The sequence below is a fragment of the Paenibacillus apis genome (assembly GCF_018333295.1).
GTDB classification, from domain to species: Bacteria; Bacillota; Bacilli; order Paenibacillales; family Paenibacillaceae; genus Fontibacillus; species Fontibacillus antibioticophila.
In genome coordinates, this window is the sequence record NZ_BORS01000017.1 from 26,883 (window position 1) to 40,915 (window position 14,033).

The 14,033-nt window shown below is 50.8% G+C and carries 13 protein-coding genes and 1 other annotated feature (1 of these 14 only partly in view); of the genes, 11 read left to right on the plus strand and 2 right to left on the minus strand.

Annotated features, from left to right (window positions below; genetic code table 11):
* Nucleotides 1-18: a binding site (T-box leader), on the plus strand (it extends 247 nt beyond the left edge of the window).
* Nucleotides 19-60: 42 nt separating this feature from the next.
* Both metG and KI362_RS20690 read left to right on the plus strand, forming a co-directional pair.
* A complete protein-coding gene (gene metG, locus KI362_RS20685; protein ID WP_301630086.1) occupies nt 61-1,695 on the plus strand; it encodes a methionine--tRNA ligase in 1,635 nt (544 codons plus the stop codon).
* A gap of 130 nt (nt 1,696-1,825) precedes the next feature.
* Entirely contained in the window at nt 1,826-2,707 is an 882-nt protein-coding gene (locus KI362_RS20690; RefSeq protein ID WP_301630088.1) for an AraC family transcriptional regulator, read from the plus strand.
* A gap of 99 nt (nt 2,708-2,806) precedes the next feature.
* Here KI362_RS20690 and KI362_RS20695 read toward each other — a convergent pair whose 3' ends face one another.
* The gene (locus KI362_RS20695; protein WP_301630089.1) at nt 2,807-3,166 is read right to left on the minus strand and encodes a DUF4190 domain-containing protein; all 360 of its coding nucleotides are present in this window, start codon (nt 3,164-3,166) and stop codon (nt 2,807-2,809) included.
* A gap of 221 nt (nt 3,167-3,387) precedes the next feature.
* On the opposite strand from KI362_RS20695, the gene KI362_RS20700 reads away from it, so the two are divergent.
* Together KI362_RS20700 and KI362_RS20705 are read left to right on the plus strand one after the other, a co-directional pair.
* Nucleotides 3,388-4,518 (plus strand): hypothetical protein, encoded by a 1,131-nt coding sequence (locus KI362_RS20700; protein WP_301630091.1) that lies wholly within the window; start codon nt 3,388-3,390, stop codon nt 4,516-4,518.
* A gap of 249 nt (nt 4,519-4,767) precedes the next feature.
* The gene (locus KI362_RS20705) at nt 4,768-5,073 is read left to right on the plus strand and encodes a hypothetical protein (RefSeq protein WP_301630093.1); all 306 of its coding nucleotides are present in this window, start codon (nt 4,768-4,770) and stop codon (nt 5,071-5,073) included.
* Nucleotides 5,074-5,224: 151 nt separating this feature from the next.
* Here the strand turns inward: KI362_RS20705 and KI362_RS20710 are convergent, their stop codons facing one another.
* On the minus strand, nt 5,225-5,695 hold the full coding sequence (locus KI362_RS20710; RefSeq protein WP_301630095.1) for a pyridoxamine 5'-phosphate oxidase family protein: 471 nt from the start codon (nt 5,693-5,695) through the stop codon (nt 5,225-5,227).
* Nucleotides 5,696-5,939: 244 nt separating this feature from the next.
* Between KI362_RS20710 and KI362_RS20715 the strand changes: the two genes are divergently transcribed.
* The 7 genes from KI362_RS20715 (at nt 5,940) to nifK (ending at nt 14,017) form a co-directional block, all read left to right on the plus strand.
* Nucleotides 5,940-6,782 (plus strand): alpha/beta hydrolase, encoded by an 843-nt coding sequence (locus KI362_RS20715; protein WP_301630097.1) that lies wholly within the window; start codon nt 5,940-5,942, stop codon nt 6,780-6,782.
* 111 nt (nt 6,783-6,893) lie between these two features.
* The gene (locus KI362_RS20720) at nt 6,894-7,130 is read left to right on the plus strand and encodes a DUF6953 family protein (RefSeq protein ID WP_301630099.1); all 237 of its coding nucleotides are present in this window, start codon (nt 6,894-6,896) and stop codon (nt 7,128-7,130) included.
* A 94-nt stretch (nt 7,131-7,224) separates the two neighbouring features.
* Nucleotides 7,225-7,584: a collagen-like protein gene (locus KI362_RS20725; RefSeq protein ID WP_301630102.1), complete on the plus strand. Its 360-nt coding sequence runs from the start codon at nt 7,225-7,227 to the stop codon at nt 7,582-7,584.
* Nucleotides 7,585-8,366: 782 nt separating this feature from the next.
* Nucleotides 8,367-9,824 (plus strand): nitrogenase cofactor biosynthesis protein NifB, encoded by a 1,458-nt coding sequence (gene nifB, locus KI362_RS20730; RefSeq protein ID WP_301630104.1) that lies wholly within the window; start codon nt 8,367-8,369, stop codon nt 9,822-9,824.
* A gap of 286 nt (nt 9,825-10,110) precedes the next feature.
* Nucleotides 10,111-10,974, plus strand: a complete 864-nt coding sequence (nifH, locus tag KI362_RS20735) for a nitrogenase iron protein (protein ID WP_044481478.1) — start codon at nt 10,111-10,113, stop codon at nt 10,972-10,974.
* Nucleotides 10,975-11,033: 59 nt separating this feature from the next.
* Nucleotides 11,034-12,488 (plus strand): nitrogenase molybdenum-iron protein alpha chain, encoded by a 1,455-nt coding sequence (gene nifD, locus KI362_RS20740; RefSeq protein ID WP_301630107.1) that lies wholly within the window; start codon nt 11,034-11,036, stop codon nt 12,486-12,488.
* Complete coding sequence (gene nifK, locus KI362_RS20745; RefSeq protein WP_301630109.1) at nt 12,485-14,017, plus strand: nitrogenase molybdenum-iron protein subunit beta; 1,533 nt, start codon at nt 12,485-12,487, stop codon at nt 14,015-14,017. The genes nifD and nifK overlap by 4 nt, the downstream gene beginning before the upstream one ends.
* Nucleotides 14,018-14,033: the final 16 nt, after the last annotated feature.

Here is a 14,033-nt window from a genome sequence, read left to right on the forward strand (position 1 = left end):
ACAACTCTCGTCCCTTTGGGATGAGGGTTTTTTTGTGTGCATAAATGAGGAGGGAATCTCATGGCAAAGGTATTTATTGGCGGGGCATGGCCGTATGCTAACGGTTCATTGCATCTGGGACGATTGGCAAGTTTATTACCGGGGGATGTAGTGGCACGTTATTTTCGTGCAAAGGGAGATGAAGTTTTATATGTGTCGGGCAGTGACTGTCATGGAACCCCTGTAGCGGTTCAAGCGATTCAGGAGGGAGTCTCGCCAAGTGATATCGCGGATCGATATCATCGGGAATTTGTTGAGTGCTTTGATCGTATGGGCTTTACTTATGATTTGTACACGCGTACCGATCAGGAATTTCATCATCGTGTAGTCCAGGATTTGTTTTTGAAGCTTCTGGAAAATGGTCATCTATATAAAAAGACCGTTCTACAGACGTATTGTGAGACCGATCAAAGGTTCTTACCGGATCGATACGTTGAAGGGAATTGCCCTGTTTGCGGTCATCGTGCCCGAGGGGATCAATGTGATTTTTGTTCAACAATGCTTGATCCGGCGGACTTGTCAGAAAAAACATGCAAAATTTGTGGAGATCCTCCTATCGATCGGCCAACGGAGCACTTTTACCTTGCACTGTCTCGATTCCAGACTGCACTGACTGAATACGCAGAAAAGGCCCAAGGATGGAAAGAAAATGCGGTCCATTTGACGCGGAGATACTTGGATGAGGGGCTTCAGGATCGGGCGGCGACTAGAGATTTAACGTGGGGCATTGACGTCCCGGTTGAAGGATTCAACGAAAAGAAAGTCTACGTCTGGGTTGAAGCTGTCAGCGGCTACCTGTCCGCAAGCAAACAATGGGCAAGTCAGACAGGCAGCAGCTGGGAATCCTTTTGGCTGGACGAAGAGAAGGATCTAACCGCTTACTATGTTCATGGCAAGGACAACATCCCTTTTCACACCCTGATTTGGCCTGCTCTGCTCTTGGGAGTAGGAGGGCTGCATTTACCGGATCGAATCCTCTCATGTGAGTACATGACACTAGAAGGGAAAAAGTTCTCAACAAGTCGTAACTGGGCAGTCTGGGTGCCTGACATTCTGAAGAGGTATCAACCGGATTCCATACGCTACTTCCTGATTGCAAATGGGCCGGAGAAGCGGGATACTGATTTTTCATGGAGGGAATTCATTCACAGTCACAATGGGGAGCTGCTTGGTGCGTTCGGAAATTTTGTCAATCGAACGTTGGCCTTTATCGACAAATCCTTTGGAGGACGTATTCCTTCAGGAGAACTTAGTGAGGAATGGATAAGGGCAACTGAAGATTTGTATCGAGATGCCGGGGTCCTAATTGAAGATGGTCGTCTAAAAGAAGCCATTGAGCTGATCTTCACCTACGTTCGTCAAGCAAACAAATATTTTGATGAACAAAAGCCTTGGGTGCAAATCAAGGAAAACCGAGAGGCATGCGGACGCACACTATATTCATGTGTTCAACTGATAGCTAATCTCGCCAATTTGCTTGAGCCCTTCATTCCCTTCTCTTGTGAGAAAATAAGAACCTTCCTTACGCTTGAAAAACCGAGCTGGCAATTGATCTTTGTTCCGGCAGACTTACAGGTTCAAAAGTTAGAGCTTTTGCTCGAGCGCCTTGACGTAAGTCGGATTGAAGAAGAGCTAAGTATACTGGAGAAGCAATAATTACCGTTACAGACAATGTACTGAGCCGTATTCTAAATAAGGCAAGCTTCTCAGACAAAACAAAGCATCCGCGGACAGGAATCTATTTGGAGCTTCTTCTAAACTGAAAACAGAAAGGAGTTGGAAGCGAGTGGAGGCACTTCGATTACTTCGGCAGGCGATTGATTACATGGAAGAGAATTTGCAAGCGGACATCAAAATCGAGGACGCGGCTAGAGCTGCGATGTCATCTAAATATCATTTTCAGCGAATGTTTCATGTATTGACGGGCTTTACGGTGACCGAATATATCCGCAATCGTCGACTTACGTTAGCGGCGGAAGAATTGGCAGGCACGGACGGCAAAGTCATCGATATTGCCCTGAAGTATGGTTACGAAAGCCCGGAGGCATTCGCCAAAGCCTTTCAACGGATTCATGGCGTAACGCCGCTTGCGGCGAAGAAAAAGAACGTGAAGCTCAAGGCGTTTCCTCGGATCTCCTTTCAAATTCAGATTAAAGGAGAGACTGAAATGAACTATCGTATCGTTGAAGAACAGGCATTTAAGGTCATTGGCAAAGAAGTCATTATTAAGAAAGACGCATTTACAGAGATACCGGCCTTCGTGGAGGAAATTTGGAAGAACGGCACGACTGCACGGATTAATGAGTCGGCAGGCAGAGAAAGCGACGCCTTGCTGAACGGCTATCACTACGATTTTAGAGAAGATGGAACCAGACGTTATCTCTTTGGGGCCGTTCTGCCGGACGGAAATGCGGTCCCCCCTGAATTTAAGGTGTTGGCTATTCCTGTCCAGACTTATGCCGTATTTGATAGCCGTGAGAAAGCGCCTGAGAATGAAGAATTGGGCCTTGAAGTTCTAAATGTCTGGAAACGTATTTACTCGGAGTGGTTTCCGTCGGCGAGCTTCGAGCAGGTTGAAGGACCGTGTTTAGAGAAGTATAGCTGGACGGACGAAAGCCAAACGGATTCGATTTGCGAAGTTTGGATCCCAGTTAGAAGAAAGGCGTAATTCGAATTACTGGCTGCCATCTTGGCGGCCTTTTCCTATAATGAATGCAAAATTGAATATTTGGCATAAAGGCGCCCATCGGGCGCCTTTGGATGGTGTCTACGCATTATTCATTGCACTCATAAAGCCAATCACAAACGAGATAACAAAAGCAAATACATTGAGAGCCGTCGCGACGATTCCGCATACCAATCCTGCAATGGCCATACCGCGTCCTCGCACCTGTACTCGCTTGATTTCTTTAAACGCTAAAGACGATAACACAATCGCAACGATACCGCTGAAGAAGCCAATGGTTCCAAGGAATATGATTGCTCCTCCTAACGGCAAAGTAATTAAGGATACGATACCTAGTATTAAAGAGGTAATTGCTTTGCCGCTCGTCTTCGCCTGTGCCGGAACGTAAGATTGATTTGGCGGAGAAAATCCGTATTGCGGGTCTTTGTAATTGTTATCCAAGGAATACCCTCCTAATTAATGAGTCATTATTTCCATTATACTTCGCGTAGTAAATTACTGTAAGGCTATCCCGTAAATTAAAATTTTTTCCCCGAACCTTATACAACGCCCTCTAACTCACAAGCAGTTTGTATGTAAAAGATCATGGAAATTAATTACAAGCTATTTATAAAATACTTAATAATAAGACAGAAACTAAACGTGAAAGGTGATTTCTTTCTATGAATGACAACCGGCGAATCTATTTGGCCAAGGTGAAAATGTTAATTGTTAACTTTTTACTGCTTGCACTGATTGTTGTACTTGCGGCTTGCGGCAGCTCTTCCGTGAGTAAGACAGCAAATAAGTCTGGACAACCGATCAAGGACACAACTGTGATGACACAGGCATCCAGCCATATCTATCTGTACGGTGAAATACATGCCGAGGCCAAGATTATGGATAAAGAATTTGAATTGTGGTCTGATTATTATCAGAATGAAGGCATGAGACATTTGTTCGTCGAGCATCCCTATTATACTGCCGAGTATTTAAATCTATGGATGCAAGCGGACAATGATGATATTTTGGAGGCCATCTATAAGGACTGGGAGGGGACAGCTGCTCACACTCCACATACCAAGACATTCTTCAAAAAAATAAAAAAGGAGTGTCCAGAGACTATTTTTCACGGCACAGATGTCGGACATCAATATGATAGTACTGGAATTCGCTTCTTATCTTACCTTGAAGCAAACGATCTGACTGAATCGGAGCAATATACTCTAACTGCTGAAGCGATCCAGCAAGGTCGTTTGTATTACAGCAAAGAGGACGATGTATATCGGGAAAATAAGATGACTGAAAACTTCATCCGTGAATTTGAAAAGTTGGACGGCGAGAGCATCATGGGTATTTACGGCGTAGCACATACCGGGCTTGATGGAATGGATTATCATACCCAATCCGTTCCTAGCATGGCTAATCAACTTCAAGAGCATTATGGAGACAACCTTTCTTCTGAGGACTTGAGCTGGGTTTTTAGAGATATTGAGCCCCTAAGAGTCGATTACATTACCTTGCGGGGGAAGAAATACGAGGCAGCTTATTTTGGAAAACAGGATTTGACCGGGTTCAAGGATTATGCTTATCGAGAATTTTGGCGACTAGAGGGCGCTTACGAGGATCTCAAGGACCTGACATTGACGGAAAATGTTCTCCCTTATAATAACTATCCGATGTTGATTGAAACAGGACAGGCTTTTGAGATCAGGTACACTAAAGTAGACGATACAATAGAAATCGAACACCATCTGTCTACCGGGAAGGTTTGGGAAGGCATGGATTCAACTCAACAAATTATAGTAGAGTGACTCCGGGATTTAGAAGCAGATTTGCGTGAGCCATGCGGCAATCTCTATAGTAGATAGTAGAAGGAACGACATACGAATGGAGTGGTAGGGGAAAATGGAGAACGAACGCGTGCTTCAGCAGGATTTAAATGAAAAACGAGAGTTTCAGCGGTTGTTTCAAATGTATCTGTTGTTTGAGGATAACGTGGAACGCCCAAATGCGAGGCGGTCAGGAACGCAATAGAAGCCCGATGCGGGAAAACGGATACCGTGTCGCCAGACGATTCGTTGTCGTCGTTTGCTGTAGAAGCGTATAAAGTAGTCTATCAGGAGGGGGAACTGCCGGCCCAGGTCATGATGGCAGACGTCACTCCGTTTGAACAGGAGATGATTACCGATCTGGAGCGCACCCAGTTTTGGACGATGCGGGATGCGGAGGACGTGCTGCAAACATGCCGCTATAAGCTGCTGATCAGCGACTTCATGGCAGCAGGGCTGGGGTACAAATCGCGCAGCGCCTTATTGGCGGACTGGCTGGACTTTAAAAAAGCGGGACTTTTCAGAGGTAGTCTATGACTGGCAATGCTGCTGAACCCTGCTTTAAGTAACGACAAAAAGAGGGTGTCCCAAAGCTTACTTGCTTTTGGGGCACCCTCTTGAGCTAATATAGTCTGTTATCAAATGTCCACTTCACATTAATCCGATCAGGCGAAACCACATAATCCACCTAGGTTGCCGTCTTATTGATAAAATCAATCTCGTTTCTGATCCCCTTGTGGGCATCATTCCATAGACCCTTTGTCAGGCGTATGCGCAGCAGGCAGGTGTTAGGGTCTTCGTCGTTATTGGCTTCGTAATACCATGCGGCGAATATCTTGCGCAGCTTTGTCATCATCTCCGCGTTTTTCTCGTCACACACCCAGCCTAGGTTTTCGCCGATACCATCGGCCGTAAAGTTCTCGACAATGATACAAACGGCGACTTCGGGGTTTTGGGCGATCTGCTGCATCTTGTTTGAGGTCGCATAGGTAACGGTGTAGAACGCGCCGTCCTCATAATAGGCGTCCACAATGCGGGCGGCGGGACGGCATTTGCCATCGGCCCCCGGTTCCAGCGCGATGGTGGACAGCGTGATCAGACCGTCCTTGTTGCCCACTTGATCTTCCAGCAGCTTCATGGCTTCGTCGTACTTGCTCACTTTATTACCTCCCAAAGTGGAATAGGACATACATTATTAAGATTAAGCTTATCATTGTAAAATCTAATTGCATGTGAAGAATAGTACGCTAAAAAAGTGAGCAAGTGACGGTATTTTAATCAGAGGTCCTTCGCATGAACCGGCTTGGCAAGGTACAGCGCAATTCTGCTAAGGTTAACGAGTATTGCTTTCCATGGGGCTGCACGATAAGATTCATGTAAATACAATCATAGGAGAATGTTTCATGACGAAGAATACTGCCTTGCCTTGGAGAGATGTTCTGCCTGGCGATAAGCTGCATACCATTACCGGTGATGTCAGGGTGATTCAGGCTTTTCCGATTCCTCAGCTGCAGACAACACGCAGGGTGTGGATCTATCTGCCGAGAAGCTATCATGAAGGCACTCGCCGTTATCCTGTCCTGTATATGCATGATGGGCAAAATGTATTCGATCAAGCGACATCTTGGGGAAACGAGTGGGGCGTCGATGAGACGTTGGAGCACATGACAATCCATGAGCCTGAGCTTGAGGTTATTGTGGTTGCGATAGATCATGGAGATAATGAGCGTAACCATGAGTATAACTTCACCATAAATGCGGAGTATGGCTTCGGAGGCAAAGGCGGCGCCTATGCCGAGTTCCTTGCGGAGACGCTCAAGCCTCATATCGACAGTTGCTACCGCACATGTCCTGGACCGGAGCATACGATGCTTGGGGGAAGCTCGTTCGGCGCATATATTTCACTCTACACGGCCCTTCGTTTTCCGGATCAATTTGGCAGGGTGAGCGGCATTTCATTCGTGATGTGGCAAGACCAAGGTGCCATGATTCAACTGATTCAGCAGTCGGTTAGTTCTCCCGCGCTGCGCCTCTACCTAAGCATCGGAGAATTGGAGACCGATAATGCCGACTTTAATCGGACTGCCCATGAACACGTTGAGCTGGTAAGACAAACACTGCTTGCTGCAGGAGTAAAAGACAGCCAAATCCGCTGCGACTTCATACCAGGCGGAACGCATCATGAATCGACATGGGGACCGTTATTCGCCGAAGCTCATCGTTGGCTGCTCGGGCTGCCGGAATGAGACGAGACCGGCATGCAAAATGTACAAGCCCTTCAGACCTTAGTCGTAATCAACGCATGCTTGGCTGAGGTCGGGCAATGGCAATAAGCGAGTGAAAAGGAGCATAATCCAATGGAAGTAACTGCGCAGGAAGCAGCAGAATGGATGGTCAAGGAGATCAGGTTTAGAGGGTCGCTATACCAGACCGATGCGATTGAATATATAAAGACCCATTTCGGCGAACAATTCGTATTCGTGAATGAGAATGGAAATGCCTCGCTGTCGAAAGAGGTGAAGAAGGCTTTTCGCAAGCTTCACGGAGGCCGAATTGCTTGGGACCGCGACGGATTCTTTTGGGCTTGGACCTGAAATAAATGACCCCAGAAACCAGCACATACGCGTCACTCCCTTTCCGCGGATGCATATGATGATTATGCCTATTCATTGAAGGGAGCGATCACATATGGGATTTTTTCCAGCGCCGGGTACCGGCGGAGGATTTCCGGGATTCCCGAGCGGACCTGGCGGACCGGGTGGGCCAGGGGGATTTCCGGGGGGTGCACCGGGAGGCGTTCAAGCGCCGACAGCTCCCCCGCCGCAATTCGTGCCGCAAATGTCGGCCACTGCATTTGCCATCGACCCCGGTGCGATCAGAGGCTGCCTGTTCCGCAACACATACATTTGGCTGAACAATGGCGAGCAATTCTGGTTCTTCCCGGTATTCGTCGGGCCTAATTCGGTTGCAGGGTTCAGATGGTTCGGGTTCTTCTGGGGGTACTTCGGCATTGATCTGAATCGGATTAGCTCGTTCACATGCTTCTAGGACAGACAGCCAAAGAGGACAGCCGCAGGCTGTTCTTTTTTTGTTTTTGTAGGCTTTAGCCGGTTGAGTGCGTGAAACGCGCGAAACAAAAAACCGCTATGCGGGTGAGAGAACAAAGGTTAAGCCAATAGGATCATTGCTCCAGCTTATATTCGACCTATGGTGACGGTTTAGTTGTAAAAGGTACGTCTAAGTTCTGAACTTTGGTTCCGAATTTAAAAGTAAATGTATGGAGTACATTTAGATTCGCAAAAACGCAACCTTTTTGAAAAAAAACGGATTTTTAGCTGCAGTTCTAACATTTAAACCTGTAAAGTTTGGAAATCGTAAGACTTTAGTTGTGCTTTCTACAATTAATTATCTAGGTTATCAGCGATCAGCCACAATAGGCATAAATGAAATGAAGCAACCAACAGGCGAAAAGTACGTGAGGATCTATTCAGCAAAAACTTTAGGCGCAGTTTGGCAACAGGGGGTTATACCCCAATAACAAACCACCCGTTGGACAGGTGGTCCTGATATGCCTGCTGGATTTGGCGTTTTCTCGGCAATTGAGAATTTGAAATGTAATCGGATCCATGTGATTCGCATGTCAACTAATATGACGCGGTTTTTGACCGATTTGTTAACTTGACGCAAAATCGGCAGAAATTGGTGATATGTTAATTGACGCATTCTTGACGTGAAACTATGATATAAATAAATTTTTACAGTTTATTCAAATTATTCGGGCCCGTTGATTTGGAAAGCTGACAATGCAGGAAATGAAAGGAGAGGGGCGCATGGATTCCGCAAGTGAAGCCGCCAGTCCATCCGTGAATGGGGAGGTCGCCAGGCACCCCTGCTACAGCGAAGCTGCGCACCGTTATTTCGCGCGGATGCACGTACCGGTGGCCCCGGCTTGCAATATCGGATGCCATTATTGCAACCGGAAGTTTGACTGCGTTAACGAGAGCAGGCCCGGCGTCGTCAGTGAGCTGCTGACTCCGGAGGAGGCGGCCCGCAAAGCGGCGGGCGTTGCCGCGCAGCTTCTGCAATTGTCCGTTGTCGGCATTGCCGGTCCAGGCGATCCTCTGGCCAATCCGGATAAGACGTTCGATACGTTCCGCCGAATCCGCAGCGACGTTCCGGATGTCACGCTTTGCTTGAGCACAAACGGCCTGAACTTGATGAAATACCTTGATCAAATCGTTGAACTTGGCATTGCCCATGTCACGATCACGATCAATGCGGTCGATCCGGACATCGGCAGCCAAATTTACGGCTGGGTATATGACGAAGAATCGGGCCGCAAATATGAAGGCAGAGAAGCGGCCAGCTTGCTTATCTCCCGCCAGTTGCTCGGGCTGAAAGCCTTAAGCGACAAGGGGGTGCTGGTCAAAGTCAACTCCGTGCTGATCCCAGGCGTCAATGACGAGCATATGCCGGTTCTGGCCGGCATGGTTAAGCGCCTGGGGGCTTTTATGCACAACATTATGCCTTTGATTATCGCTCCGGGCAGCCGTTATGAACAGGAAGGACGCGCGGCGCCGCCGCCGAAGCTTCTGCACGCCGTCCAAGAAGCTTGCGGCGGGGCGGGGGCGCAGATCATGAGGCATTGCCGGCAGTGCCGCGCCGATGCCATCGGCCTGCTCGGCGAGGACCGCAGCGGTGACTTTACGTGGGAGAAGCTCGCGTCGGCGCCGCCGATTGATCCGGCAGCGCGGGAGCGGCTGCAAGCCGATCTGGAGGAGAAGGTGAAGCGTCTGGAGGAACGCCAAGCGGCGAAAGCGGCTGCCGGACGAAAGTCCGGGAGCAAGTGCGCTTGCCCGGCGGCTGCCGCTTCGGGAGCGCCCGCGGAAGCTGCCGGCTACAGGCTGCGCGCAGCGGTCGCCTCCCGGGGCGAGGGCCGGGTCAACCTGCATTTCGGCTATGCCAAGGAATTTATGGTGTATGAGACCGACGGACAGAACGTCACCTTCCTCGGGATTCGCAAAGTGCAGGCTTATTGTCACGGCAAAGCAAACTGCAACGGGGACAAGGCGGCGACGCTGCGGGAAATTATCGCCAGCTTAAGCGATTGTTCGGTGCTTTTTTCGGCGGGCATCGGCAAAGTACCGGAAGCTAAACTGAAGGCGGCAGGCATCATTCCGGTAGTCAAACCCGGGCATATCGAAGAGCTGATTTTGCAGCATGCCAAATATGACCGTTACCTGCGTCCGCGGTCCGAAGCCCCCGCAAACCCGCTCGCAGGCACGTAGCACGTTAACTCATCCCGTCGCTATTTTTCCAACTAAAGAGGTTGTTCAAAAAGTCGTCTTTCGATCACGAAGTAGTCAGGAAGTGGTCTCGACGTCGAATCTTGGATTCAGCCGGGCCTTCCGTTGCTCACGTACCCAAAACGTACGCTCCGCTACTCAGTCCCTAGCTTCATCCGACCTAAAGCGTTTTGAAAAAACGCACATCGGAAGCATACGCTTCGGTGCTGAAAACCCGACTTTTTGAACACGCACTTAAAATCAAATTTCCCAAATGGAGGTCATTCCTATGAGACAAATCGCATTTTACGGAAAAGGCGGAATCGGTAAATCGACGACTTCGCAAAACACGCTGGCCCAGTTGGCCAAAAAATTCAATCAACAAATTATGATTGTCGGCTGTGACCCGAAAGCAGACTCCACCCGGCTGATCCTGAACACGAAAGCGCAGCAAACCGTTTTGCATTTGGCGGCAGAGCGGGGATCGGTCGAGGATTTGGAGCTGGCGGACGTCGTCCAGGAAGGGTTCGGCGGCATCCAGTGCGTGGAATGCGGCGGTCCGGAGCCGGGCGTCGGCTGTGCGGGGCGCGGCATAATAACGGCGATCAATTTCCTTGAGGAGGAAGGCGCCTATGAAGGGTTGGACTTCGTTTCGTACGATGTGCTCGGCGATGTTGTTTGCGGCGGTTTCGCCATGCCGATCCGCGAGAAGAAAGCGGAGGAAATCTACATCGTCTGCTCCGGCGAAATGATGGCCATGTACGCTGCCAACAATATTGCGCGTGGCATTTTGAAATATGCGAATAGCGGCGGTGTACGCCTCGGGGGATTAATCTGTAACAGCCGGAACACGGACCGCGAGGATGAGCTGATCACCGAGCTCGCCCGCCGCCTGAACACACAGATGATTCATTTCGTGCCGCGGGATAACGTGGTTCAGCATGCCGAGCTGCGGAGAATGACCGTCACCCAGTATAACGAAAGCCATTCCCAAGCCGACGAATACGAGAAATTGGCCGACAAAATTCTGCACAACGACAGGCTGACGATTCCGACACCGATCAGCATGGAGGAGCTGGAGGACCTGCTGATGGAGTTCGGGGTGATCGAAAACGAGGAAGAGGCCATGAAGCGGATGAAAACCGCGCTTTAAGCACGGCCGCGTGGCTGACTCCAGATTAAGAGATTAATAAAGGAGCGGGAGGTTGGAGAATGGGAACGACGGACGTGATCCAAAAGAAACAGCTCGTCGAGGAGATCCTGGAGATTTTCCCGGAAAAGGCGAAAAAAGAGCGCATACGCCACTACGAAGTCATGGAGGAGGACAACAAGCAGGATTGCAGTAAATGCGCCATCAAATCCAACGTCAAGTCGCGTCCGGGCGTGATGACGATCCGCGGCTGCGCCTACGCCGGCTCCAAAGGCGTGGTATGGGGGCCGATCAAGGATATGGTCCACATCAGCCATGGGCCGATCGGCTGCGGCCAATACAGCTGGGGCACGCGGCGGAATTATGCCAGCGGCATGCTGGGCATCAACAATTTTACGGCCATGCAGGTGACCAGCGATTTTCAGGAAACGGATATCGTGTTTGGCGGGGACAAAAAGCTGGAGCTCATTTGCCGGGAAATCAAGGAGATGTTTCCGCTGGCCAAAGGAATTACCATCCAGTCGGAATGCCCGGTCGGCCTGATCGGCGACGATATCGAAGCTGTGGCCAAAAAAATGAGCAAGGAACTGGGCATTCCCATCGTGCCGGTCCGTTGCGAAGGCTTCCGCGGTGTCAGTCAGTCGCTCGGGCATCATATCGCCAATGACGCCATCCGCGACTTTCTGATGGGCCGGGCGGAGCTGAAGGAGTGCGGCCCTTACGATGTCAACGTTATCGGCGATTACAATATCGGCGGGGACGCCTGGGCGTCGCGGATTTTGCTGGAGGAGATGGGTCTGCGCGTTATCGGGCAATGGTCCGGCGACGGCACGCTCCAGGAGATCATGACTGCTCATAAAGCGAAGCTGAACCTCATCCATTGCTTCCGCTCGATGAACTATATGTGCGAAGTGATGGAGAATGAGTACGGAATCCCGTCCTTGGAGTACAACTTCTTCGGTCCAACCAAAACGATCGAAAGTTTGCGCGAGATCGCGGCCTTTTTCGATGAGACGATCCAGGAGAATTGCGAAAAAGTAATCGCCCGCTATAAGGACGAAATGGATGCGGTAATCGCCAAATACCGTCCGCGCCTCGACGGCAAGAAGGTCATGCTCTTGATCGGCGGCTTGCGGGCTCGGCATACCATCGGCGCCTACGAGGACCTGGGTATGGAAATCGTGGCGACCGGTTATGAATTCGCCCACAAGGACGATTATTTAAAAACGATTCCCGAGCTGAAACAAGCGACGATCCTGATGGACGATCCGGGCTCGTACGAACTGGAGGAGATCGCCCAGCGGCTTGATATCGATCTGATGGGCGCGGGCGTGAAGGAAAAATACGTTTACCACAAAATGGGTATCCCGTTCCGGCAAATGCATTCCTGGGATTACAGCGGCCCTTATCATGGATTTGACGGGTTTAAGGTGTTTGCTCGGGACATGGATATGGCCGTCAACAGCCCGGTATGGAAATTGGTGAAATCCCGGCAGAAAAAGGAGGTGACGGCATGAGCGAAGCGGAGACGATTCTGGACCATAACAAGCTGTTCGCCAGCGAAAAATACGTCCGGCAGCGGGAAGGGAAACGCGAGTTCGAAAATGCCTGCCCGGAGGAAGAGGTGCTGCAGACCGCGGTATTTACCAGGTCACAGGAGTATATGGACAAAAACTTTGCCCGCCAGGCGGTGGTTGTGAACCCGGCGAAAGCTTGCCAGCCGCTCGGCGCGATGATGGCCGCTTTGGGCTTTGAAAAAACGCTGCCGTTCATCCATGGCTCGCAGGGCTGCACCGCTTATTTTCGCAGCCATTTTGCCCGCCACTTCAAAGAGCCGGTTCCCGCGGTGTCCTCGTCGATGACGGAGGACGGCGCCGTGTTCGGCGGGATGCGCAATTTGATCGACGGGCTGGAGACAAGCGTCGCGCTCTACAAACCCGAAATGATTGCAATGAGCACGACCTGCATGGCCGAGGTGATCGGGGACGATTTGTCGGCCTTTATCGGCAACGCCCGGAAGGAAGGCGTGCTCCCGGAGGGGATGCCGATTCCTTTTGCCAATACGCCCAGCTTTTCCGGCTCCCATATTACCGGCTACGACAACATGCTGAAGGCGATTCTTAGTTATCTGTACGAACGTTCCTCAGGGCAGGCCGTCGATTCGGCCAGCAGCGGCAAGCTGAATGTTCTGCTTGGATTCGAGCCGTATACCGGCAACTTCTCCGAACTTAGGCGCATTCTGGAGCTGTTCGGGGCGGACTACACCGTGCTGGGCGATCACAGCGGCAATTTCGATTCCGGAGCGGACGGAACTTATGCGTATTATTACGGCGGAACCCGGCTGGCCGATGTGCCGGACGCGGCGAATGCGCAGGGAACGCTGGCGCTGCAAAAATACAGCCTGCGCAAAACGGCGGAATATATCGGGGAGGCTTGGGGGCATCCGGTCCAGTCGCTGCACACGCCGCTAGGGGTCGCGGCCACCGACCGTCTGCTCGAAACGATCGGCGAATTGAGCGGCAGGCCGGTCCCGGAAGCGCTGCTGCAGGAACGGGCCCGGGTGGTCGACGCGATAACCGATTCCCACAATTATCTGCACGGTAAGCGGGTGGCGATGGCCGGAGACCCGGACCTGCTTTTGGGCTTGATCGGCTTTTGTCTGGAACTGGGGATGGAGCCGGTTCATATCGTTTGCTCCAACGGTGACGCCGAATTCGCACAGGAGGCAAGCTTGGCTTTATCGTCCAGCCCTTACGGCGCGGCGGGTAAAGTGCATATCGACCGCGATCTTTGGCATCTGCGCTCCCTATTGTTTAATGAGCCGGTCGATCTGGCCATCGGCAGCAGCCATCTGAAATACGCGGCCAAAGAAGCCGGGGTGCCGCTGCTCCGGGTGGGCTTTCCGATATTCGACAGGCATCATCTGCAGCGCTATCCGATCATCGGATATCAAGGTACCTTAAATTTGCTGACCTTATTCGTAAATACGGTGCTAGAGCGGTTGGATGAAGACGCTCCGGCCCACAGCTTTGACCTTGTGCGTTAACGCACAGGGTCAAACG